Origin of the sequence: Kolteria novifilia, assembly GCA_007748055.1 — a bacterium.
Taxonomy (GTDB): domain Bacteria; phylum Planctomycetota; class Planctomycetia; order Kolteriales; family Kolteriaceae; genus Kolteria; species Kolteria novifilia.
The window spans coordinates 6,394,936-6,417,598 of record CP036279.1; the positions used below are offsets into that span (position 1 = coordinate 6,394,936).

The 22,663-nt window shown below is 62.1% G+C and carries 19 protein-coding genes; 8 read left to right on the forward strand and 11 right to left on the reverse strand.

Going from position 1 to position 22,663, the window contains the following annotated elements; all coding sequences use genetic code 11:
• Positions 1-53: 53 nt before the first annotated feature.
• The 5 genes from Pan216_RS23540 to Pan216_RS23560 form a co-directional block, all read right to left on the reverse strand.
• Positions 54-2,555 carry a HEAT repeat domain-containing protein gene (locus Pan216_RS23540; protein ID WP_145261967.1) on the reverse strand — a complete coding sequence of 834 codons (2,502 nt, stop codon included), beginning with the start codon at positions 2,553-2,555 and terminating at the stop codon, positions 54-56.
• 68 nt (positions 2,556-2,623) lie between these two features.
• On the reverse strand, positions 2,624-3,928 hold the full coding sequence (locus tag Pan216_RS23545) for a hypothetical protein (protein ID WP_145261969.1): 1,305 nt from the start codon (positions 3,926-3,928) through the stop codon (positions 2,624-2,626).
• Between the two features lie 450 nt (positions 3,929-4,378).
• Positions 4,379-5,374, reverse strand: a complete 996-nt coding sequence (locus Pan216_RS23550) for a hypothetical protein (RefSeq protein ID WP_145261971.1) — start codon at positions 5,372-5,374, stop codon at positions 4,379-4,381.
• Positions 5,375-5,800: 426 nt separating this feature from the next.
• Positions 5,801-6,721, reverse strand: a complete 921-nt coding sequence (gene argF, locus Pan216_RS23555; protein WP_145261973.1) for an ornithine carbamoyltransferase — start codon at positions 6,719-6,721, stop codon at positions 5,801-5,803.
• A gap of 108 nt (positions 6,722-6,829) precedes the next feature.
• A complete protein-coding gene (locus Pan216_RS23560; RefSeq protein ID WP_145261975.1) occupies positions 6,830-8,029 on the reverse strand; it encodes an aspartate aminotransferase family protein in 1,200 nt (399 codons plus the stop codon).
• A gap of 1,231 nt (positions 8,030-9,260) precedes the next feature.
• Here Pan216_RS23560 and Pan216_RS28600 point away from each other — a divergent pair.
• Positions 9,261-9,389: a hypothetical protein gene (locus Pan216_RS28600; RefSeq protein WP_419192908.1), complete on the forward strand. Its 129-nt coding sequence runs from the start codon at positions 9,261-9,263 to the stop codon at positions 9,387-9,389.
• A gap of 184 nt (positions 9,390-9,573) precedes the next feature.
• Here the strand turns inward: Pan216_RS28600 and argB are convergent, their stop codons facing one another.
• On the reverse strand, positions 9,574-10,449 hold the full coding sequence (gene argB / locus Pan216_RS23565) for an acetylglutamate kinase (protein WP_419193694.1): 876 nt from the start codon (positions 10,447-10,449) through the stop codon (positions 9,574-9,576).
• Positions 10,450-10,876: 427 nt separating this feature from the next.
• On the opposite strand from argB, the gene Pan216_RS23570 reads away from it, so the two are divergent.
• From Pan216_RS23570 to smpB, 4 genes are all read left to right on the forward strand, one after another.
• Entirely contained in the window at positions 10,877-11,995 is a 1,119-nt protein-coding gene (locus Pan216_RS23570; protein WP_145261979.1) for a hypothetical protein, read from the forward strand.
• A 257-nt stretch (positions 11,996-12,252) separates the two neighbouring features.
• Positions 12,253-12,696: a helix-turn-helix domain-containing protein gene (locus tag Pan216_RS23575; protein ID WP_145254025.1), complete on the forward strand. Its 444-nt coding sequence runs from the start codon at positions 12,253-12,255 to the stop codon at positions 12,694-12,696.
• Positions 12,693-13,391 (forward strand): IS630 family transposase, encoded by a 699-nt coding sequence (locus tag Pan216_RS23580; protein ID WP_145254028.1) that lies wholly within the window; start codon positions 12,693-12,695, stop codon positions 13,389-13,391. Before Pan216_RS23575 ends, Pan216_RS23580 begins: the two co-directional genes overlap by 4 nt.
• A gap of 426 nt (positions 13,392-13,817) precedes the next feature.
• On the forward strand, positions 13,818-14,315 hold the full coding sequence (gene smpB, locus Pan216_RS23585) for an SsrA-binding protein SmpB (RefSeq protein ID WP_145261981.1): 498 nt from the start codon (positions 13,818-13,820) through the stop codon (positions 14,313-14,315).
• A 146-nt stretch (positions 14,316-14,461) separates the two neighbouring features.
• Here the strand turns inward: smpB and tilS are convergent, their stop codons facing one another.
• Together tilS and Pan216_RS23595 are read right to left on the reverse strand one after the other, a co-directional pair.
• A complete protein-coding gene (gene tilS / locus Pan216_RS23590) occupies positions 14,462-15,493 on the reverse strand; it encodes a tRNA lysidine(34) synthetase TilS (RefSeq protein WP_419192909.1) in 1,032 nt (343 codons plus the stop codon).
• Between the two features lie 42 nt (positions 15,494-15,535).
• Positions 15,536-16,543, reverse strand: a complete 1,008-nt coding sequence (locus tag Pan216_RS23595) for a sigma-54 interaction domain-containing protein (protein WP_145264321.1) — start codon at positions 16,541-16,543, stop codon at positions 15,536-15,538.
• 267 nt (positions 16,544-16,810) lie between these two features.
• On the opposite strand from Pan216_RS23595, the gene Pan216_RS23600 reads away from it, so the two are divergent.
• The 3 genes from Pan216_RS23600 to Pan216_RS23610 all read left to right on the forward strand — a co-directional run bounded on the left by Pan216_RS23600 (position 16,811) and on the right by Pan216_RS23610 (position 19,980).
• The gene (locus tag Pan216_RS23600; protein ID WP_145261985.1) at positions 16,811-17,155 is read left to right on the forward strand and encodes a hypothetical protein; all 345 of its coding nucleotides are present in this window, start codon (positions 16,811-16,813) and stop codon (positions 17,153-17,155) included.
• A 173-nt stretch (positions 17,156-17,328) separates the two neighbouring features.
• Positions 17,329-18,402, forward strand: a complete 1,074-nt coding sequence (locus Pan216_RS23605; RefSeq protein ID WP_419192910.1) for a fused DSP-PTPase phosphatase/NAD kinase-like protein — start codon at positions 17,329-17,331, stop codon at positions 18,400-18,402.
• Between the two features lie 3 nt (positions 18,403-18,405).
• Complete coding sequence (locus tag Pan216_RS23610; RefSeq protein WP_145261989.1) at positions 18,406-19,980, forward strand: ArnT family glycosyltransferase; 1,575 nt, start codon at positions 18,406-18,408, stop codon at positions 19,978-19,980.
• Positions 19,981-20,444: 464 nt separating this feature from the next.
• Here the strand turns inward: Pan216_RS23610 and Pan216_RS23615 are convergent, their stop codons facing one another.
• The 3 genes from Pan216_RS23615 to rpsI all read right to left on the reverse strand — a co-directional run bounded on the left by Pan216_RS23615 (position 20,445) and on the right by rpsI (position 22,656).
• On the reverse strand, positions 20,445-21,041 hold the full coding sequence (locus Pan216_RS23615; protein ID WP_145261991.1) for a hypothetical protein: 597 nt from the start codon (positions 21,039-21,041) through the stop codon (positions 20,445-20,447).
• Between the two features lie 232 nt (positions 21,042-21,273).
• Positions 21,274-21,870 (reverse strand): GNAT family N-acetyltransferase, encoded by a 597-nt coding sequence (locus tag Pan216_RS23620; protein ID WP_145261993.1) that lies wholly within the window; start codon positions 21,868-21,870, stop codon positions 21,274-21,276.
• Between the two features lie 384 nt (positions 21,871-22,254).
• Positions 22,255-22,656, reverse strand: a complete 402-nt coding sequence (gene rpsI, locus Pan216_RS23625; RefSeq protein WP_145261995.1) for a 30S ribosomal protein S9 — start codon at positions 22,654-22,656, stop codon at positions 22,255-22,257.
• Positions 22,657-22,663 lie beyond the last annotated feature (7 nt).

The window sequence follows — 22,663 nt, forward strand, 5'->3', positions numbered from 1 at the left end:
CGGCCCGCCCGGCGGCGTGTAATGGCAACCCGCACCGAACAGCGACAGGATCGTTACGGCAGCGGCAGCCGCGGCATGGAGAACTCCGGCGTCGGGCTCTCGTCGAACATTCCCGCGAGTGACTTTCTCCACAGCTCTGCTTGCTTTCCTTCCGAGAGAAGTTGCCCGCGATCATCATACTTGACGCTGCGCCCGGTCCGCTTCTCGAGCGCCGCCAACGCCGCCCGCCGCATCTCCAGCTTCGGATCATCGAGCGACCGAAGCAAGAGCCCGATGACGAAGCGTTCCTGATCCTCGCCTCCGACCTTGACGTCGCCGAGGTAACGAACCGCGTCGCGCTGAACCGACTCGTCCCGGGCTTGGCACAGCCGCAAGAGTCCGAACAGGCCCTCGCGATCGCCAAGTTGGCTCAAACTATGGGCGGCTTCCAGGCTCGTCCGGTCGTCGCGCGACTGCATCGACTCCCGCAGGAGCGGCGCGATCGAGTCATCCCCCGTCCGGCCAGCAGCTCGCAATGCCAGCATCCGGGTCAACGAGTGACTGTCATTGAGTAGCGGCACCAGCATCTGGGCGTTCTGGGGACCCGATCGTTCGAGCATGCGTTCCAGCGTGCGCCGACGGATGTGTGGGTTCTGGTGGCGCAATCCCAGCTCGTCGATCGACCGCGATGTCTCGGGGGCGTCGCGTTCCACCAACTCTAGCAAGCGAAGCCAAGCGCCATCGCTGTCGCGGCGCCGGGTGTAGCGAACGACTTCCGCCGCCTGCATCGGCGTCAACGAGAGATGAGCCAGCTCCTCCTCGATCGCGGCGATCCGGGCGGTCTCGGTTCGCGGGTTGCTCGACCAAAGATCGTTCAAGAGGGCGTAGGTGGGGTCGAGTGGTCCGAGCACCTTCGTGAGCAGTTGCGGGCCGGGATAGGAGTCGTGCTCTTCGAGCACTTCTTCGATGAAGGGAACGGCTTGTGGTCCCAGGGCGAGTAGCTCCTCGCTCAACTCCCCTCGGGGCCGTCGCTCCGGCCCATACCAACGACCAAGAAGCGCCGCGACGCTCTCCTTCAGTTGCCGTCGTGATTCAAGGGAGAGCTTCCCGCGATGACGCGCCAGATGCCGACGCCGTCCCGATCGCCACTCGTTCTCGATCGTGGCGAGCATCTGCGTGCGCTCCGCCGGCGAGGCGACCGCGTCGAACGCCGGCGCCTCCGGCCAGAGATACGCCAGCGCCTTGGCCGCGGTGGCGCGGGTTCGTGACGCGGGAGAATCGAGCCCCTCGATCAGCAGCGGAATTGCTTCGCTCTTCGGGCGACGGACGATCGATCGGATCGCCGCCTCTTGCACCGCCGAGGAACGATCCGCGAGCAGACGCCGGAGCACCTCCTCCATGCCGGGTGCCTGACAGTCGCTCAAGAACGCGGCGGCCTTGGCGCGAACCAAATTCGACTCGTCGCCGGTCGCCTTGAGCAATAGACGGTCCAATCCCAGCGTCGCGGCGGAGGGAATCGAAGCGAGTCGGTCGCTTGGACTACTGCTAGCGGACGCTTCGCGCAAGCGGTCGGCGGACTTGAGCCCCGGAAAGCGAGCAAGGGTTTCCAAAGCGTCCCGCCGCACGGATGCATCCGCGTCGTACGAGGCATCGAGCACCACATCGTGAGCGGCGCTGGTCGGGTGCGTCGCACAGGCGGCGAGGGCCGTTCGCCGAACGATCGCGTCGGGATCGCGCAGCAGTCGACGGAGCGTTTCGGGCATCGTGGGCCATGGGCGGTTCGCATGAGCGATCGCGGCGACTTGGCGAAGCAGCTTCGGATCGTTCTCCACCGCGACAATTCCCGTGGGGAGCATCCCGACCGCCGCGATGACGACCTCGTCGCGCGAGGCATCGAAGCTGGACCGTCGGGACGCGACTTGAACGATCGCGTGGAACACGGCCCCCACGAGGACCGGCTTCTCGCGGAAATGGCGAATCGCCTTGGTCTGGTCCTCGTCGAAGATCTGCTCGGGATCGCTTGGCGCGATTTGCCGCTCTTGAACGACATCGAACCAGGTGCTCATCAGCCGTCGCAAGCGTGCCTCGTCGAGCCGCCCGGGGTGCTGTGCGAGAGCGAACGCACTGCCAACTCGGACCGACAGTGGAACCTCCGGATCGAGGAGAGTTTCGCTCAAGACCGCGACGCCGGAATCGCTCCCCAAGTGCGCGAGAGCCACAGCGGCGTTGAAGCGACGCCAACGGTTCGTCGCGTCGACGAGTCCCTCCCGCAGGGAGGTCGTGATCCGAGTCTTGTCGTCGCGATGGGACGGATCGCTCGCCCGAGCAACGAGTTCGGTGATCGCCGGATGATGCCAGGGACAGATCGGCGCGGGCGGATCATCCTCGCGAATGGGGCGGAGACTCCACGAGGGATGCTCGAGTTCGGCGAGGAGCTCGGCGGTGAGTAGGTCCTGGACGGCGCGAAGACGTTGCCGACGGACGAGCGGCGAGTGGCCCGCGGGGAGGGAACGTCCCATCGCCGGATCGGCGCCGAGAAGCGTCAGGGATAGGCAAAGGGTCGTGATTGAAGCCATCGGGACCCTCCCTGGCCCCAGTTACGCGTTCGCGTCCGACCACCTCGTCCTTGAGGGGCCGCGAGTCTTCACCCCGCAGGCTTTTGGCCGATCATGACCAAATCGCCGGCTCGCGGAGCGAGACGTTTTTGCTGCGGGTTGTCGTTCTTCTTGAGCCATTCCTGAAGGGGGTCGATGTTCACATCCGCGCGGTCGATGATTTGGGTGATCACGGCGAAGGCGATCTGGGTGAACTCCGTGACATCCTTCTTCTCTTCCTCGCTGACGCTCGTGTTGTCCGCCATCTCTCGCTTCATCGCCCCGATCGCCAGGCCGAGCCGAAGGGCCAAGTGGCGGTACTTCTCATCGTTGATGAAGACCGCGGTGTGAGCATCGATGAGTGCCTGGAGGGCCTTGCCCATCACGACCGACTGGAGACGAAAGTTCCAGCCGCGGATGCCGGAGGTCTGGAGTTTGCCGAGAGAAATACCCGCGGCGACCCGAACCCGCGCGGGCATGTTGGTGTCGAGAGCGGTATCGGCCAGGAACTTGCCGACTTCGGCTCGTTCGGCGATGTCGCCTCGGTGGGGACGTTCGAGGTTGCCGAGCGTGGTGACCAACTGTTCGAGCGTGACTTCTTGAACATCGGGCTCGGACGCCATGTCGAGGATCGCGTTGACCGCCTTGCGCTCATCGACAACGCGAGCTTGGCCGACCTCCTTGGCCGCGTCGAGGCCGCTCAGGGCGAGGTAGCGAACCGCTTCTTCCTGCTTCTTGTCCCCGAGCACCTCGAGGAGGATCGGCACGCCGTCGTGAATGTTGACCGACTTGGGATCGTAGAGACGCTCAATCAGCACCAGAGCGTTGATGCGGACGACGAAGTTGTTGTCCGTCAGATCCTTGAGGTACTTAAAGAGCGAGGCCTTGTACGCCTTGAGAAATTCGACGCTTAGTTGCTTGGAATTGCCCGCGACGCTCGCGCCCCGAACATCGCGCATGATCAGGTCGGCATGCCGCGTCAGGTCGGCGAGTTCGTTGGGATCGGTCAGCTTGTAAACGTGGTACTTGGCGACTTTGTCGATGAGGGCGGGATCGGCGGCGATCTTTCGCTGCCTCATGTCGTCGAACGTGTCGTACTCTCGGCCGGTCGGTTTGGCGGCGCTCCGGCTGAGATCCTTCTGAATCTTCAGCGATTCGATGACCGCGCGATTGCGAACGGGACGGTCTTGGCGCTCGCTGGGACCGCTCGACTCATCTTGTGCCTGGGCAAACGTCGCCAGCACCAAGCACACGGCCAGGGCGGAGAAGCCCCCGACGGTGCGTCGGCAAGGACGCCGGATCGCCTCCGCGAGGATTGTAAGACAACGCTCGATCGGATTGTTCGCCGAATTCACCGATGTATTTACCTCATCCGAATGAGAAGCCACGAAGGGCCGTTCCATCGTGAGGGAACGCGGAGCCGCCATTTTGCCAAATGGACACGGACGTGAGAAGTGACTTCAGGGCCGGCTTGTGGGTCCTCCCGAAGTTTTGACACGACGTCGCCACCGCGTGCCCCGAGCGTACCGGCCAGATTCTCCATGTTCCGCGGAGTGCGGACAACAAGGCACTGCTGGATATTTTAGCGGTCCGCGGCTTTTGGCTCCAAAACGAATTCCCGCCCGCCACGCATTTCCCAGCCTCCTCGCGAACGGTTTTTCGGGAGAAACGGGCTCTTTGTAAACGGAAACGGGGGATGATCCGCCCAAACTGGACGGAAAAGCCCCCAAAGTGAACCAAGACCGGAGCCATTTGGCCGGCTCCGGGTCCGCCGATTATCCCCATCGGTTCGCCGATCACGGAGCTTAGTTCGCCCGCATGGTCGGCTGTCGCGGCGTCGGGATGACTTTCGGCAACAATGGCAGTTCCCCGACGCGAAGGTTCACGAACTTGTTCAAGTCGCCCTTGAGCCGGGGATCGTTCGGATGCGAGTAGCCACCGATGCAGACGATGCTCGCGTATTCCCCATGGAAAACGTATGCGTCGTACCCCATGTTTCGCAAGAGTTGCGTCAGATTGGTCGCGTTTTCCCCAGCGATCTGCAACCCCGTCCGCTTGCTGCTCAGCAGCGGCCCCTTTCGGAAGACCTCGTCGGCCCGCTCGTCGCCGACCACCGAGATCCCACGAAACTGACGAACCGAGATCGTGAACGGGTCGGGAATCTGATACGCCGACATCTCGCCCTGGTTCATCGCCAGGAGCATGCGGGCTTTGCCCTTCTCGATCCCCTCTCCCTGATCGTTCTTGGCCAGCGGGTTGCGAACCAAGTGGGCCGTCTTGAACGGGTGGTCGATCTGACTGCGATCGGTGATGAAGCGGGTCATCACGACTCCCTTGGGAAGGTCCTCGAGATCGAGCTTGCGAATCTTCTTGAGGATCCGTTTGGCGGTCCGGTCGTTGAACTCCTCGAAGTTGCCGGCGAGGACGACCCAGTTCTCCTGGGGAGGCGTGTTGAGCGTTCCCAGGCGAGGCTTGATGTCGAAACGCTTTTCGAACTGGCGTTTGAACTTCTTGATCTCTTCGTCGGAGGGCCGTCCGGTCGGGTTGGCCTTGTAACGGAAGGCGTACGCGTCGACCTCCAGTTCTTCACGCAAGTAGCGCGTCAAGTTGATCGCCGAACGCCTGGCGGAATCTCCCGCGAAGGAGGAGACTTTCACCAAGACGGGACCATCGTCCTCGGCGAGTTCGAACTCCTTCGGGAGGTCGACCACTTTGGCGACCGCGGGATCAAAGAAACTTTGGGCCAGCGCTTGGCTGGAACAAATGGCTAGCAAGAGCCCGGCAAATCCAAAAAACCGCATCCGTCTCGCCCCTTCTCTCGAGTCGTTTGGGTTCTCGATTGAGCGCAGTGTGAGGAGATATCCTTGGTGTGACGACGGCCTATAGCGCGCGCCGAATCGTGCGCCAATGGCAATTCCGCCAGATGCGATGGCAAAGGAGCTTTCCAATCGCTCCCAACGACCCAGGGGAGATTGAGGGGGGTTCGCCCATTCTCTCGCGACACCCGTTTTTCCTCACCAATGGAGTCTTGATCACCCGCATCGAGGCTGGGAAAGGGCCGCCAGTTGACGAAAGGAAAGACCCCCTCCTTCTCCCCCTTGGAAAAGGGGGAGCGAATGGAATGCCCCCCTTGGACAAGGGAGAGCGATCGGAATGCCCCTTGGACAAGGGGACACAGCGATCGGACAATGGCAAAATGTCGAATCAACAGGGCAAACCAGACTTGCCTAGCTTGCCTCGGTGAGAAGCCAGAGCATCAGGGCTTTCTGGGCATGCATTCGGTTGGCGGCCTGCTCCACGACGATGCTTTGATGCCCGTCGATCACCTCCGCGGTCACCTCTTCGCCGCGATGGGCGGGAAGACAGTGCAGGAAGGTCGCTCCCGGCTTGGCCTGCCCCATCATCTTGGAGTCGACTTGATAGGGCCGGAAGGTCTTGAGGCGCTGCTCGCGTTCCTCTTCCTGTCCCATGCTCGCCCAAACGTCGGTGTAAACCGCGTCGACCCCTTCGACCGCCTTCAGGGGATCGGGCTCGTAGCGAATGCGGCTCGCCATGCCCGACGCCTGCAAGTGAGCCTTGAACTCCGGTTCGAAGCTGTAGCCTTCCGGGGAACTCAGGACGAACTCGACATCGCACAAGGACGACGCGAACGCGAGCGACCGAGCGACGTTGTTTCCATCGCCAATGAACGCCAACGTCAACCCGTCCAGCCGACCGAAGTGCTCTTGAAGCGTGCACATATCGGCCAACGCCTGGCACGGGTGCAGGAAGTCGCTCAAGGCGTTGATCACCGGACAACTGGCGTGCTGGGATAGCGCCTCGAGCACATCGTGCGAATAAGTTCGCACCGCGAGCAGGTCGACGTACGTGCTCATGATGCGTCCGACGTCGGCGATGCTCTCGCGTTTTCCCAGCCCGACGTCTTGGCCGGTGAGGAAGATGCTCGAGCCCCCGAGGTGGGCCATCGCCGACTCAAAGCTGACCCGAGTCCGCAACGAGGGCTTTTCGAAGACCATTCCCAGGACGCGACCACCGAGGCGGACGTGAGGAATCCCCTTCTTTTGTTGCTGCTTCAGTTGAAGAGCCAGCTCGAGCAGATGATGGACTTCGTCTCGAGACAAGTCGAGGAGACTGAGTAGGTGACGCATGACACTTCTCTTCCAGGTCTATCATCTCAAGGGGAATCGCGAGAATGCGAACGGCGAGCAAAGATGCTCGCCGCCGCTTGTCCTCGAGAGGTCGCTTACCAGCTCCTCTCACCCCTCGGCCGAACGCAATACGTCGGCAATGATGGAACATCCTTCGTCGATTTGCTCATCTTGAATCGTCAGGGCCGGCAACAAACGCAAGACGGTGTCGTGCGTGCAGTTGGCCAGCAGCCCTCGCTCGAGAAGCTGCTGAACGATCTCCGCCCCGGGCATCGCGAGATCGACCCCGATCATGACCCCTTTGCCACGCACTTCGCGGATCACGCTGGTCGTCCCGCTCAGTTCCAGGAAGAACTTGCGAAACCGCTCACCGATCGCGGTGCCCCGTTCGAGCAGGTTGCCCTCGTCGATCGTTTCGATGGTCGCGAGCCCGGCCCGACACGTCAGCGGGTTGCCGCCAAAGGTCGCCGCGTGCATGCCCGGTTTGAGCGACGCGGCGACTTCCGGCCGAGCCAGCATCGCGCCGCCGGTCACCCCACCCGCCAGCGACTTGGCCAGCGTCATGATGTCGGGCGTGATGTCGGTGTGCTGATACGCGAACCAGCGGCCGGTGCGACCCATGCCGCTTTGAACCTCGTCGAGGATCAAGAGCAGCCCGCGGTCGTCGGCGAGCTTGCGAAGTCCTTCGAGATAGCCCTCGGGAGCGAGATTGACCCCGCCCTCCCCTTGAATGGGCTCGACCATGATCGCCGCGGTCTCGTCGTCGATCTGATGCTCCATCGCCTCGAGATCGCCGAAGGGTACGTGCTTGAATCCCGGCAAGAGCGGCCCGAAACCCTGCTGATACTTGGGCTGACCGGTGGCGCTGATGGCGGCGAAGGTACGGCCGTGAAAACTCTGCTGCGTCGCGATGATCTTGTAGCGAGGAGCCTGATGCGCCCGGGCGAGCTTGATGGCGGCCTCGTTCGCCTCGGCCCCGCTATTGCAGAAGAAGGCCTGGCTGGAGAAGCTTCGCTCGACCAGGGCCTGGGCGAACGCTCCCTGCGACTCGATGTACCAGGAATTCGGCACGTGAATGAGTTGGGCGACTTGCTCCTGAACCGCCTGGACAACTCGCGGCGGACAGTGGCCGAGGAGATTGCAGCCCCAGCCCGGGAAGAAGTCGAGGTAGCGGCGGCCTTCGGCATCCCAAACTTCCGACCCCTGGCCGCGCACGAGGCAGACCGGGTAGCGCGTGTAGTTGGGCACGACGTAGCGTGCGAAGACGTCCATCACCTCGGGCGAACTCAACTCCATGGCGGCTGTCATCTCGACTCCTTTTAACCACCGGGGAAAGGGATTTTCTACGATCCAGCCGGCCAAAGCGAAGGGAAAAAACGGCCCGGCCGCGATCACGTCCAACTTGAGGAAAGGTAAGAGGCGCCAACGGTTACGGAGGTTCACGTGTGAGAGAAAGGAGCACGGTCACCGAGGCAAGTCACTCCAGGCTGGGGCAACACCTTAATTTGCCGCACCAACGATACATCGCCCGGCCAACCCAGGCTTCCCCGCTTTCCTGGCTTGAGGGATGCTTTCGGCCACTTCGACAGCCTCCGCGCTCTCGGCTACACCAGCATGCTCCGCGCTCTCGGCTAGCCCAGGTTGCTCCGCGCATTTGGCTAGCCCAGGTTGCTCCGCTACCTGGGCGGCGCAGCCGCAAGAAGTCGCGGGAGAAGGTCGCATCCCAAGAATGGATCGTCCCTGCCGGATGGGCCTCTCCCCTGAGGCTTCCAACCGACTCCGTCGGCCCCGGTTGAATCAACCGGGGGTAGCCGTTCGTGGATGCATGCTCCGCGCTCTCGGCTAGCCCAGCTTGCTCCGCGCTCTCGGCTACACCAGCTCTCTCCGCGCTCTTGGCTAGCCCAGGTTGCTCCGCTACCTGGGCGGCGCAGCCGCAAGAAGTCGCGTGAGAAGGTCGCATCCCAAGAATGGATCGTCCCCGCCGGATGGGCCTCTCCCCTGAGACTTCCAACCGACTCCGTCGGCCCCGGTTGAATCAACCGGGGGTAGCCGTTCGTGGATGCATGCTCCGCGCTCTTGGCTACACCAGGTTGCTCCGCGCTCTCGGCTACACCAGCTCTCTCCGCGCATTTGGCTAGCCCAGGTTGCTCCGCTACCTGGGCGGCGCAGCCGCAAGAAGTCGCGGGCGAAGGTCGCATCCCAAGAATGGATCGTCCCTGCCGGATGGGCCTCTCCCCTGAGACTTCCAACCGACTCCGTCGGCCCCGGTTGAATCAACCGGGGGTAGCCGTTCGTGGATGCATGCTCCGCGCTCTCGGCTAGCCCAGCTTGCTCCGCGCTCTCGGCTACACCAGCTCTCTCCGCGCTCTTGGCTAGCCCAGGTTGCTCCGCTACCTGGGCGGCGCAGCCGCAAGAAGTCGCGGGAGAAGGTCGCATCCCAAGAATGGATCGTCCCCGCCGGATGGGCCTCTCCCCTGAGACTTCCAACCGACTCCGTCGGCCCCGGTTGAATCAACCGGGGGTAGCCGTTCGTGGATGCTTGCTCCGCGCTCTCGGCTACACCAGGCTGCTCCGCGCTCTCGGCTACACCAGGCTGCTCCGCGCTCTCGGCTACACCAGGCTGCTCCGCGCTCTCGGCTACACCAGGTTGCTCCGCGCATTTGGCTAGCCCAGGTTGCTCCGCTACCTGGGCGGCGCAGCCGCAAGAAGTCGCGGGCGAAGGTCGCATCCCAAGAATGGATCGTCCCTGCCGGATGGGCCTCTCCCCTGAGACTTCCAACCGACTCCGTCGGCCCCGGTTGAATCAACCGGGGGTAGCCGTTCGTGGATGCCGTCGTCAATTTCGACGGCGACTAGTCGGGATGGATTTCGGTACCGACGCCGCTCTCGGTGTAGATTTCCAAGAGGAGGGAATGCCGCACGCGACCATCGACCAAGTGGATCTTGCCGACACCCGCGTTGAGCGACTCCAGGCAAGCCTCGATCTTCGGGATCATGCCGGCGCTGATCGACCCATCGTCGATCATGCGATGACACTCATCCGCCGAGACACTGCTCAGGAGCGAATCCTCGTCGCTGGCGTCTCGCAAGAGGCCGGGGGTGTCGCTGACGAAAACGAGCTTCTCCGCCCGCAACAACCGCGCGACCGCCGCGGCGACGGTGTCGGCGTTCACGTTGAGCAGCCCGCCGTCCTCATCGGCACAGATACTGGGGATGACGGGAACGATGCCGGCGTGGCAAAGCTTTCGCAGCCGGTTCTCGTCGAGGCGTTTCACCCGTCCGACTCGACCAATGTCGATCGGCTCCCCCTTCTCGTCGACGCGGATACGGTCGCCGAAGAGGCAATTGGTCGTCCGGGCGTGCAGCCCCATCGCCCACCCACCGAGCGATTCGATCTTGTCGACGATGTCGCGATTGATCTCCCGTGTGAGGACATCGACCACGATCTCGAGCGTCTTCGGGTCGGTGTAGCGTCGTCCCTGAACGAAATGCGGTTCGATCCCGGCCCGCCGCATCGCCTCGGAGATCGCCTTGCCCCCCCCGTGAACGAGGATGGGCCGGACGCCGACGGTCTCCATGAAGACGACGTCCTCAAGGAAGGCTTGCAGCGCGTCGACGTGCTCCATGACACTGCCGCCGAGCTTGATGACGACCATCCGAGTTCGGAATTCGCGGATGTAGTCGAGCGCCTCGATCAAGACATCCGCTTTGCGAATTGCTTCATCCACCATGGTCATGCATTCCATCTCGTCGTCGGTCGCCCCCGTGTTGACCGGCAGCCAGTTTCCATCGAATAGACTGCTAAGCTGGGAAAACGGGCACGGGTGGTCAACCAGGTTCGCTCCGAACGACGTCCCGGACACCGGCATTCCCCTCCGGCGGCGCTCCCTTTTCTCGGGTTGAGCCACATTGGACACTCTGCTATCGGCTCGAACTCCGCGGAGGCACTTCTACGCGGCGTCAACGCCCGATGGGCGTCGCAGACCGTCAATCAAGCGATGCGGGCTGCTAGCCACGTTGTCCAAGGTCCAAATTCGGGTTGATGGTTACGCAACTCGTTCTCACTGACTGACAAGCAGCCAGTGGCACCCGAACCTCGGGCTTTGACGAAACACGAGGCTGCACCCACAAACACATTGAGAAGGGACTGAATTCATGGTGGTTCGTGACGATCAGCGGCTCCATGAGTTGTACAAGCAGTTGGGAGAACACCAGGCGGCGCAGGGGCAAACCAGCGAGGCCGCCGACTCCTACGCGTTGGCCCTCTACTTCGCCCACCGGACGCGCCGGCCCGACTTGGTGGCCTACTGCCGCATTCAGGTGGCGCAGTTGAACCCCGACCACGTCCTCGTGCGGGAAGAGTCCGCGCCGCTGCTCAACGCGCAGCTCCTACTCCGCATTCCGCCGCAGAAGGCGGAAGGACTGCTCGCGAAACTGAAGCAGCAGCCTCTCACGACCACCCCGGAAACGACGGCTCTCCCCGAGCCGGCCCCCGCAGCCTTGATGGCCGCGACCGCCTCGGTTCAGGAGACGTCGACGTCCGAACAACTCGCAGCCGCGACACCGGTGACGGGGATCGAACCAACGCCAGCCGCCGGCGGCATGCCCGCCGCCCCGGAGCCGGCTTCCGAACCCGACGACATGATGTTCCAGCAGATCTGGCAGGAATACGACCAGCTCTTGAAGGTGAACGACGCGCCCGAACCGGTCGGCGCCCCCTTCACCCCGACGACACTCGAGGAGACCAGTGTCATGGAGAATCTCGCCGAAAGCAGCGCCACCACGGCGACGACACCACCCCAGCAAGAGACCGCCACGACGTGGACGACGCACGAAATCAACACGCTCACCGCCAGCTCGAGTGTCTCGACCGCCTCGATGTCGGAATACACGACTGGCGCGGTCGCGTACCACCACGCATTCCCGTTCCCCACGACGCCGGCCGAAGCGGTGATCCCCGACGAACCGGCCCCGCGGCCCGAGCCCGCCAAGCTCTCCAAGGGTGGCACGTGGGTCAATGTCTTCGCGGGCCTCTCCTTCGCGTTCGGCTTGGCGGTCGTCCCGGTACTCGTGCTCGACGTGCAAAAGCACATCATCCCGACGCTGTCGTCGAACCAAGCGACCGCGGCTCCGGTCGATGAGGCGTTGACGACGCCGCCGGTCGTGTCGGCCGAAACGTCCCTGCCCCCGGTCGAGGACATGACCAATCGCTTGGAGTCGTCTCCGACGCTTCGCTTCGGTTCCAACCCCAATCCCGACGCCATCTCTCGCTAGAACCGGATCGGCAAGTTCGTTTCATGAAAGCACGTTCCCCACTCGCGCGGGAACGTGCCGAATCAGACGCGTTTCCCGCATCCCGACGGCGAGCGTGGGTCTTTTGGCGCCCAAGGCTCTTTGGAGCGATGATCTAACCAATCAGGACACAAGTGCTCCGGTCCATCTAGTGGTTCATCTATCCTAGGATTTCGGGTTGGTTGATTGCTTCTGTTCGAGGAAACTTGCTGCTTCCTGGAAAGCACGGAGGTTTCCCAATGAACAAGAAGTACATCGTTCGCCTCACGGAAGAGGAACGCGCAACTTGTCACGCGGTCATCAAGAAGCTCAAAGGCTCCTCCCAGAAGGTTCGACGGGCACAAATGCTCTTGAAGACAGACGCCAACGGTCCGGCGTGGACGGATGAGAGAATTGCCGAGGCTTTTGGTTGTCGTGTCCAGACCGTTGAGAATCTACGCAAACGCCTAGTCACCGAGAGTTTTGCGTTGGCATTGGATGGAATGAGACGCGAGAAGCCACCGACTCCGCCGAAGCTCGACGGGCAGGCCGAAGCAAGACTAATCGCCATGCGTCTGGGAGAGCCGCCCAAGGGATACGGCAAGTGGACGCTGCAACTGCTTGCCGATCAATTGGTTAAACTAGAGGTAGTGGAATCCATTTGTCCCGAGACCGTTCGCAAGACGCTAAAAAAAATCGCATGACCAAGCGTATGATCGACTATTGGGTGATCCCCCCCGAGAACGACGCTGAGTTCGTCGCTTGCATGGAGGAAGTCCTCGAAACCTATGAAAGACCCTACGATGCAGACCATCCGGTCATTTGCATGGACGAGCAACCGGTCCAGCTGATCAAAGAAACAAGGCAGCCGATTGAAGCTGCCAAGGACCATCCCAAGCGAGTCGACTACGAGTATGAACGAAACGGAACGGCGAGCATCTTCATGTTCAGCGAGCCGCTTTCAGGTTTTCGCCAAGCGACGGCCAGGTCGCAACGCACCAAGGTTGATTGGGCGCAAGAGGTCGCGCAACTGCTCGACACTCGCTACGCCGATTGCCAGCAAGTGACGCTGGTTCTCGACAACCTAAACACCCACACCAAGGGAGCGTTCTACGAGTTGTTTGAGCCTGCCGTGGCACGTGCCTATGTCAAGCGAATCACGTTCGTCTACACTCCGAAGCATGGGAGCTGGCTAAACGTCGCCGAATGCGAACTGAGCGCGATGACACGACAGTGTCTGACCGGTCGACGCGTCGGCGAACTCGACGAATTACGAGACGAAATCGGGGCTTGGTCCGATCAGACCAACCAGAAGCAGCGCGGCGTCGACTGGCAACTACAAATCGACGAAGCACGCACCAAACTGGCCCGACTCTACCCAAAAATTAAGAATGGATGATGCACTAGGTTTTGGAGAGCCACTGGCTGCTGGTCAGTCAGTGCCAAAGGGTTAGCAGCCCGTTGATCTATTCGCGGCCCGCTTAAATCAACGGACTGTTAGGGTTGCGCCAACACCAACTTCAAGTTGGAACAGAGCACTTGAGAGCAACCGATCGTCAACCTCCCTTCCGCGGGAACACGGATGGTCGGCCCCCCGGCCCGAGACCCCTCGCCGGTGACGCTGCCTCCACTCCAGAGCGGCTCGCGTCGGATCAAGCGTCCCGCTTTCCGTTTCCCTCCCGAGGACTTTGCGAAAACCGTTGGCTTGTCCGCCACGCCCATCCACCGCACAATGAGCGATTCGGACTTTCGCTGGAGCATCGTTCGTCGCGCCCGCAATGAACGTTTCTGGCCCAGGGCGTGTCGTGGATGTGGGTGAACGACGATGTCAAAGAGCAAGAAGAGCGGCAAATCGGACAAGACCACGTCGAGCGGCGAGAAGATCGTCTGCCGAAACCGCCGTGCGCGCCACGACTACGAAATCACCGACACGATCGAAGCCGGGATCGTTTTGACCGGAACCGAGGCGAAGAGTCTGCGGGCTGGTAAAGCCTCCCTCGAAGAGAGCTACGCGCGGGTCGAAAGGGATGAGGTCTGGCTGATCCGGGCCGATATCCCCGAATACGCGATGGCCAACATCATGAACCACGAACCGAAGCGCAAGCGAAAGCTTTTGCTGCATCGGCGTGAGATCGCCAAGTTCGCCAAGAAGGGAATGGAGCAAGGCTTCACCCTCATTCCCCTGCAACTCTACTTCAAGCGTGGCCGAGCCAAGGTCCAACTCGGACTCGGTCGCGGCAAGCGTCAATACGACAAACGCGAATCCCTCAAGGAAAAGACCCACAAACGCGAGATGGAACGAGCCCGCCGCAGCCGCGGCTAGGAACTAGGCTCCGTCTCAAAAGTCGGCTCTGGCTTCGGCTGGCTGCGTCGGCGCGGGACTTTGTCGGGCTGCATCGACGAATCCAGTGGATTCGCCTGCTTCGCCCTCCTCGTCCCGCACCAACTCGCTGAGCCTCGGACCAACGATCAACTTTTGAGACGAAGCCTAGTGCTTCGTCTCCGTAGCCGAAGCAGTGGCTCGGGGCGGTTGCGGCGCTCGGCTCGCAATCCCTTGGGCAAGTCAATCGCCGCTGGCGGATCCCGATGCACGAGTTCGGCGACGCTCACCAGTTCCTCATGACCGATCTCCCCACGCGGCCACGATTGCTCATCGAGCACGCGGCGAATCACCTCACGCACCAGAATCGCTTCGGCACCCGCGAGCGGACCGATCCGAAGCGAGACCTCTTCGGACGTCCGAACCAACCAGGCCTCCCGAAGCAGGACTCGAGCGAGCCGCCCGAAGAGGGCATCGGTCTCCTCCGCCAGACTGGCGAGGCGAAGTAACGACTCGTCAACGCGCGGATTGAAGGTAGTCCGGAGCAAGGGCAACAGGTCGTGACGAATGCGGTTGCGGGTGAAGATGGGATCGCGGTTCGACGCGTCGGTGACGCCCCGCTCGCCCAGAGCCTCGAGATAGGATTCGACCTCCGCACGTCGCAGCGAGAGCATGGGGCGAAGCACCCGAAGTGCCGGGGTCAACGACCTCGCCTCGGGGATTCCGGCGAGTCCACCAAGTCCCGTCCCGCGGACCAGCCGATGCAGAACGGTCTCGACCTGGTCGTCGGCTGTATGGGCGGTGAGCACCACAGCGGCCCCGACTTGTTCGGCGATCTGACACAGAAAACGGTAACGGGCGTCCCGAGCCGCGCGTTCGAGCGAGGGCCCTTCCCGAAGGTCGCTTGCCGGGTCCGGCCGCCCGAGATGGAAGGGTACCGAGTAGCGTTCGGCGAGCTTGGCGACGAACTCGGCATCGTCCCCCGACTCCGGCCGAAGTTGGTGATCGAAGTGGGCGACCCGCAGCCGATCCCCCTTCGCGAATCCCAGCCGGACCATCGCCAGCAACAGCGAGACGCTATCGGGGCCGCCCGAGACCGCGACGAGATAGGTCTCGCAAGTCTGCGCGAGTCTCCCGAGCGCCGAAGCGACTCGTGATTCAAACGTCGTCACTTCGCCCACCGGAGCCACGTGTTGCCCTCAAAGAGCGAGAGACTCCAGGCGCTACGATGCCTCGAGACTCTCCTCGCCATCCTCGGAGATCTTGTACTCCTTGAGCTTCTTATGCAACGTGTTGCGATTGATCCCGAGGCGAGCGGCCGCTTTGATCTGAACGTTGTCGGTCGCGGCGAGGACCTGCTGGATCAGTTCGCGCTCGACGGCGCCGACGACCTTGTCGTAAAGGTTCGTCTCGTCGGCGGAGGCGGAACGCAGCGCCAGCCGTGTCAGCTCATCGATCGCGGACTCAAGGTCGACCGAACGCGAGCGGATGATTCGCAGCGGTGCTTCGCCTCGAAGCTGGGGAGGCAAGAGGACCGAAGGCACCTGGGGCGATTCGCAGAGCACGACCGCTCGTTCGACGTAGTTCTCCAACTCGCGAACGTTGCCCGGCCAATGATAGCTGGAGAGGTGATCGACGAAGCCTGGCTCGAAGCTGTCGACGTCGCGCCGGTTCTCCTTGGCGTACTTCGCGAGAAAGTGGGCGGAAAGCAGCGGCAGATCCTCAAGGCGATCGCGCAGCGGAGGCAAGTAGACCGGAACGACATTTAGCCGGTAATACAAGTCCTCCCGAAAGCGGCCGGCGTCGATCTCGTCTTCGAGGTGCTGGTTGGTGGCGGCAACGACGCGGGTGTCGACGCGGATGGTGCGATTCTCGCCGACGCGTTCGAACTCTCGCTCTTGAAGCACGCGCAGCAGCTTGACCTGCAACTTGTGACTCATCGAGGAGATCTCATCGAGAAAGATGGTGCCAGTGTGGGCGGCCTCGAATCGTCCCGTCTTGTTGTCAATCGCCCCGGTGAAGGCCCCCTTGACGTGCCCGAAAAGCTCGCTTTCGAGCAGACTCTCGCTGAGGGCCCCACAGTTGACGCGCACGTAGGGGCCATCGGATCGCGGACTGAGATTGTGGACCGACCGCGCAATGAGTTCCTTGCCAGTGCCGGTCTCGCCGATGAGAAGGACGCTGGCGCGAGTCGGAGCTACCTGGCGCGTGACCCGGTAGACTTCCTGCATCGCGACGCTCGTCCCGATCACTCCCGCTAGAGGCTCGGTCACTGGACCCCCATTTCGTCAAAAGTCGTTAGCATGATTCCACTTTCGTCTCGATGTTCATGGCGTATTCTACGACTGTATGATCGGTAGGTGTGCGTGGCCTTCGCGGCAACGTCCATTTCGAGACCCCTAACAAGGCAAACAACGCTAATGATGTGGGCGCTCACTTCAGGCCAAATTGATTGGGATACTTGGCGTCAGACTTTCTCCACACGCGACCAAGTCACCATGACGCTACTCTTCCCGTTCGTGCTTATTATTGTAGCAGTCGTGCTCAGCTATTGGATTCAGCGACAGCGTCAGGCCCAAAAGAAAAGACTCTACAGCCACAGCAAATTGCTTGCCGAGCTTGTCGAGGCCCACAAGCTTTCCCCCACAGAGCGGACCTCCATCCTCGATCTGGCTCAGCGAACCAGCGTTCGTTACGCCGACAGCCTCTTCGTCCGCCCGGATCTCTATGCCGAAGCGATCCAATCCTGGCGCGACGACCACCCCGGACGCAGCACCACGGAACTCGAAAAACTCCAAGACAAGCTCTTCGCGACCTCGAGCATGGACTCCAAACTGACCTAAAACGACGCCTTTCTCAACGCGCCAACCGTTCCCCAAGCTTCACTCTGAGCAATTTGGGCGCCAAAACGATTCCCCCTCGACCTGGGCTGGACCCGATCGCGATTTCCCACTATCCCTCGCCACCGACCGGCCGGCATCGAGAGACCGGCCCGACTCTGGTGGGGACGTGAATCTTGCCGCATTGGCTAACCAAACCGTCGACGCTCGCCGCTCTCGCGCTCGCTGTCGTCGCCAGCATCGCCATCCCGACGGCCCTCCTCTGGCCGCGACTCAACGATGGCGTGGTCGTCGAGGGCCAGGTCATTCGCAGCGCCCAGCCCAGCGCCGAGCAACTTCAATTTCTCGTCGACCACTACGGCGTCCGTTCGGTGATCAACTTGCGTGGTCCCTGGAACCGCGAGGAGTGGTACAAGGCCGAAACCGCCAAAGCTGACGAACTCGGACTCGATCACGTCGACATTGTCCTCAAGACTTCCAACATCGCCCCACCCAAAGAGTTACGCAAACTGATCGACGCATTCGACAACCTTCCGCGGCCAATCTTGATCCATTGCCGCCGAGGCTCCGACCGGACCGCCCTGGCGTCGGCCCTCTACCGCGTGCTCTACACCGGCGCCTCGCTCGACGAAGCGATGTCGTGCTACCAACTCCGCTACGGGCATACGGGATGGGACCGAGGCTGCCGATTGCCACACCTTTTTGATCTCTACACCGCTTGGCTAGAGGAAGAAAACCTTCCCCACACGCCCGAGCGACTTCGCGACTGGCTTCTCGAAACACCCTCTCACGCCCATTTCGCGGCCAAGATCGTCGTCCAGGAGCCGCCGATTTCCCGTACCGTCCATCAACCCGACGAGATTGTCGTCGACATCACCAACACGAGCGACCGTCCCTGGTCCTTCAGCCGACACGCCGAGCGATCGGTCCATGTCGAACTCCGGATCGGTAGCGAGAACGGCGAGCGCGGCTGGAAACGAGTCACCCATCTCGACCATGGCACGCTCGATCCCGGCGAGTCGATCTCGCTTCGCCTCACCCTGCCCGCCGTCGACCGTCCGGGCCACTACGGCGTCTCCGTCGACCTCGTCGATAGTCGCGGCTTCAAGTTCCGCGAAATGGGCCCCAGCGGCGGCAACTTTGCCTTCAACGCCTACGCAAAACCAATCAAAACCATGATCGGCTCCGCTCCCCCGACAGGCTCGCGGGACCGCCAAGCCACCAACGACAAAACGCAGCGAAGGAGATAGCAGGTGCCTCAAGCCTCCATGCCTCTCGAACGACCCACGGAAGCCCCCGGCGAAGCCGCGAGCGCGACCCGTGCCGTCTTAGTCCTGATCGCGGCGACCGCCGCCTTTCGGATCCTTACTGGATCCTTTGTCGGCCTTGGCTACGGCGAGTCCTACCACTTCGCGTGTGCGATCCGCCCGAGTCTCGGCTACTTTGACCATCCGCCGATGTCGCTTTGGCTCGGCTGGCTCGGCCTGAAGGTTGCCGGCACCGTTGGACCGCTCGCGGTCCGCGCTCCGTTCATCATCATGTTCGCGGGCACGACCTGGCTGATGTACGCGATCGGCCGCCGGCTCTTTGGCTCTTGGTCCGCGTTCTATGCGGTGCTCCTTCTGAACTTCTCCGCCGTCTTCACGCTCAGCGTCGGGACCTTCCTGCAACCGGACGGCCCGTTGATGTTCTTCTGGGTCGCGGCGATCGCGGCCCTGGTAAAGGTCTTCTTCGATGACGTTCGCCGACCGACGGCCTGGTGGGCGATGGTCGGACTGATGCTCGGACTCGCGATGCTCAGCAAGTACCACGCCGTCTTTCTCGTCATGGGAACGGTCATCTACGTGGTGACTCGTCGCGAACAACTCCATTGGCTCTGGCACCCCGGCCCCTACATCGCCCTCATCATCGCCGCGGCCCTCTTCACGCCCGTCCTTCTTTGGAACCAGCAGAACGAATGGATCTCGTTTCTCTGGCAAGGCAATCGCGGGCTCGACTACAAGGGTCTTCGTTGGGATTGGCTGGCACGAAACATCGGCGGGCAAGCCCTCTGGCTCTTGCCGTGGATCTGGCTGCCGCTGGTCTATGTCCTAATGCAGTGTTGGTGGCGTGGGCCGAAGGACCGGATTCGCTGGTTCATCGCCTCGCTCGCGACGATCCCGATCGTCCTCTTCACCGTCATCTCCGTCTACGCTCCGATCGGCTTCCATTTTCATTGGCAGGCACCGGGCTACTTGCTCCTCTTCCTGCCGTTGGGGGAAGCGATCGATCGACGTCTGCGCGAGCAGAACAAGTTGACGCGCTACTGGATGGGGGGAACGGTCCTGACGACGTCGGTCGCGCTGATCTTCCTGACCTCGCACGCGGCCACCGGTTGGTGGCGTGACTTGGGACCGACGTGGCTCTCGGAAAAGTTCGGCGAGCCGGACGATCCGACGCTCGAGTGCCTCGACTATAAGCCACTCGAACGCGTCTTGGCCGACAAGGGGCTACTCGATCGCGACGACATCTTCGTCTTCACCAATCGCTGGTTCCAAAGCGGGAAGGTCGACTACGCCCTCAAGGGCAAGTTGCCGGTCGCCTGCTTCTCGGGCGATCCGCGATCGTTCGCCTTCTTCGAGAACCCCGAGCAATGGGTCGGCAACGACGGCATTCTCGTCAGCACCAAGAAGTTCCTCGACGATCCCAACGACTGGTATCGTGACTACTTCCAGCGCATCGAACCGCTCGAGGAAGTTCCCGTCTACCGCGGCAAGCACGCCGAGGAGACTCTCTATCTCTACCGCTGCGTCAGCCTCAAGCAGGCCTACCCGAACCCGTACCGGTGAGACGTGGCAGGGTGGGTCTTGACCCACCACGAAGTCCCGTAGGGTGGGCCTGTGGCCCGCCATGGGAGGCTTGTTGCTCCCCCTTGTCCAAGGGATCCCATATGGCTCCCCCTTGTCCAAGGGATCCCATATGGCTCCCCCTTGTCCAAGGGGGAGTTAGAGGGGGTCTCCTAGGCCCCGTGATTCGTCATCCAGCGATCGGATAGCCGGCATACCGAGCCGCCGACCTACCCATCCTTGGACGAATCAACGGCCATCTCCCAGCCGCGAAGCGGCAACGCGTAGCCTGGTACCTCAGTCAACCGTAGGTCAGGCTATTGCCTGACGCGAGTCAGAGAAAGATACCGCAACAAATCTAGTTCGGCCGAATTTCCATCTCTCGATTTCTCCATGCGGCCAAACATCCCGTCAGACAATAGCCTGACCTACGGTCGCCTCGGCGTTCGCTCCTCAGTCTCCACCCCCTAATTCCCCGACGCGACCTCTTGCGGACGGCCGGGGTCGACGATGGCGGCAATGACCAGGCCGGCGAGGAACCAGGCCAGGAGAATGTCGGCAACCTTCAAGAGGGCGAAGTCGACCGGATGCCCCCACCAAATCCAGTCGGGCAAGTAGCCGACTACCAGCGCGAAACAGACGAGCATCACGACGAAACCGACACGCTGCCAGTAGAAGACGACCGCGGGCCCGACCAGCGCGAGGAGTTGCGCCACCATGAAGGCTCCGCCGATGTCGAGCAGGAGAGCCGTCAGCGTCTCCTTGCCCATCGCGGCGTCCGCGTCACCGTGCTCGACGATCATCATCTTGACGCGCGGGCCGCTTTTGTAAGCCTCGGTCCAGTCGGCCATCTCCTGTTCGCTGGGGTTCGACGACGGGGGCATGCCTGGATAGTGATAGACCCCCGACTCGGGAAAGGTGCCGAGGAACTCTTCGACCTGGGCGGGCTCCCCGGGGATCCGGTCGAGCGTCTGCCCGTGAAAAGGAAGGACCATCCAGGAGACAAAGTTCCAAACGAAGACGATCAGTCCCCCGATAACCGCCGCGAGAATGACACGGAGCATGCCCCACCCTTTCTGTCGATCGTTTCACCGCGCCGGGACGCCCCACCCAACAGGTGACGCTCCGGCGACGTCGCTTCACGTTACCAGCCCGTTGATTTATTCGCTGCCTGCTGCGAACGGCCCTTTTGACCAATCTCCGCGTCAAAGAAACGCGACGAATCGACGGATTCGTCTGCGTTTCTTCTCCTCGATCTTGGCCGACATGGCTCGTTCTCGCCTTGGCCCGCTTAAATCAACGGACTGTTGCGGCCGGGCGTTCGCCGACACCGGCCTGACTCGGCGGACTCATCGCTCTCCACTCGTCGGCGAGCATCCGATAGACAACCAAGTCGACGTAATGATCGTACAGCCACTGAGCTTGAGCAAGCTTTCCTTCACAAGGAAAGCCGAGCCGCTCGGGAATCGCTCGGCTCGCCCGGTTTCCCTCGGCGCAGCGGATCTCCACCCGATTGAGCCTTCGCTCGACCAGCGCATAGTCGATCAAGGCTCGACAGGAGCGAGTCATGATTCCCCGCCCGCGGGCCTCGGGCGCCAGCCAATAGCCGAGACTCGTCCGGCGATTGGTCCAGTCGATGCTGTGGAAGCCGATACGACCCACGATCACCCCGCGAACGCGAATCGTTAGATGGGGACCTTGGTCTTCCTCCATTTGTTCGAGGGCTCGCTCGAGGTTCTCACGCGTTTGGTTGAGACGGGTGCAGTCGTCGAGCCACGGCAGCCATTGGCGCAGCGACCCGCGATGACGATCGACGAGCGCGAAGAGTTCCTCGGCGTCCCCGAGAGCGACGGGACGCAGTTCGGTCTCGGCATCGAGTGACAGGGGAAACATGATGACCCTCCTCGACCGGCACGAATCGGGATCGGGCCGGATCAACGACGGAGAGGAGACTCGCGGCCAGGCGAAGGTTCGGTGCCGAAGTGAGGAATAAGTGCTGGCGTGGATTCGCCAAACCGAAAGGAACCTGCCGGGCGGAAGTGCTGAGAAGACTCGCCACAGACCCCCTCTATCTCCCCCTTGGACAAGGGGGAGCGGTCGGTTTGTCCCGGGGCAATGGTGAGCACTTCAATGCTCGGCTGGGCGAGTTGGCGAGTGCCAACGGCGGGAAGCAGTTGGCACTGAACTGGCGAAATGAACGACCAAGAAACGCACAACACCCGGAGCGAGCCTAGGTTCGTCCCGGGTGTTGGTGAACTTGCGTCGTCGAATCGCTGGTTAGCGTTTCGAGAATTGGAACTTCTTGCGAGCACCCTTCTGACCGTATTTCTTCCGTTCTTTCATACGGCCATCGCGAGTGAGCAAGTGGTGCTCTCGCAAGACTTGATAGTGGTTGGCGTCGTGCTTTGCCAAGGCGCGGGCGATGCCGAGGACGCAAGCCCCCGACTGGCCGGCGAATCCGCCGCCGGTGACCCGGATGAAGACGTCGAGGTTACCCCCGGTCGAGGTCACTTCGAGCGGCTTGACGACGTCGGCGCGATGCTTCTCTTCCGAGAAGTAGTCATCGACCTTGCGGCCGTTGACTTCGATCTTGCCGCTACCCTCGATTACGCGAACCCGCGCCACCGAGGTCTTGCGACGGCCAACGCCCCAGATGTAGTTAGGTGCTTCTTTCGCCACGTTTCCC

Bases quoted from the DNA above. Each gene is read 5' to 3' on its own strand.
- Pan216_RS23540 (WP_145261967.1), bottom strand. From the start codon at position 2,555: ATGGCTTCAATCACGACCCTTTGCCTATCCCTGACGCTTCTCGGCGCC.
- Pan216_RS23550 (WP_145261971.1), bottom strand. From the start codon at position 5,374: ATGCGGTTTTTTGGATTTGCCGGGCTCTTGCTAGCCATTTGTTCCAGC.
- argF (WP_145261973.1), bottom strand. From the start codon at position 6,721: ATGCGTCACCTACTCAGTCTCCTCGACTTGTCTCGAGACGAAGTCCAT.
- Pan216_RS23560 (WP_145261975.1), bottom strand. From the start codon at position 8,029: ATGACAGCCGCCATGGAGTTGAGTTCGCCCGAGGTGATGGACGTCTTC.
- Pan216_RS23570 (WP_145261979.1), top strand. From the start codon at position 10,877: ATGGTGGTTCGTGACGATCAGCGGCTCCATGAGTTGTACAAGCAGTTG.
- Pan216_RS23575 (WP_145254025.1), top strand. From the start codon at position 12,253: ATGAACAAGAAGTACATCGTTCGCCTCACGGAAGAGGAACGCGCAACT.
- Pan216_RS23580 (WP_145254028.1), top strand. From the start codon at position 12,693: ATGACCAAGCGTATGATCGACTATTGGGTGATCCCCCCCGAGAACGAC.
- smpB (WP_145261981.1), top strand. From the start codon at position 13,818: ATGTCAAAGAGCAAGAAGAGCGGCAAATCGGACAAGACCACGTCGAGC.
- Pan216_RS23595 (WP_145264321.1), bottom strand. From the start codon at position 16,543: ATGCAGGAAGTCTACCGGGTCACGCGCCAGGTAGCTCCGACTCGCGCC.
- Pan216_RS23600 (WP_145261985.1), top strand. From the start codon at position 16,811: ATGACGCTACTCTTCCCGTTCGTGCTTATTATTGTAGCAGTCGTGCTC.
- Pan216_RS23615 (WP_145261991.1), bottom strand. From the start codon at position 21,041: ATGCTCCGTGTCATTCTCGCGGCGGTTATCGGGGGACTGATCGTCTTC.
- Pan216_RS23620 (WP_145261993.1), bottom strand. From the start codon at position 21,870: ATGTTTCCCCTGTCACTCGATGCCGAGACCGAACTGCGTCCCGTCGCT.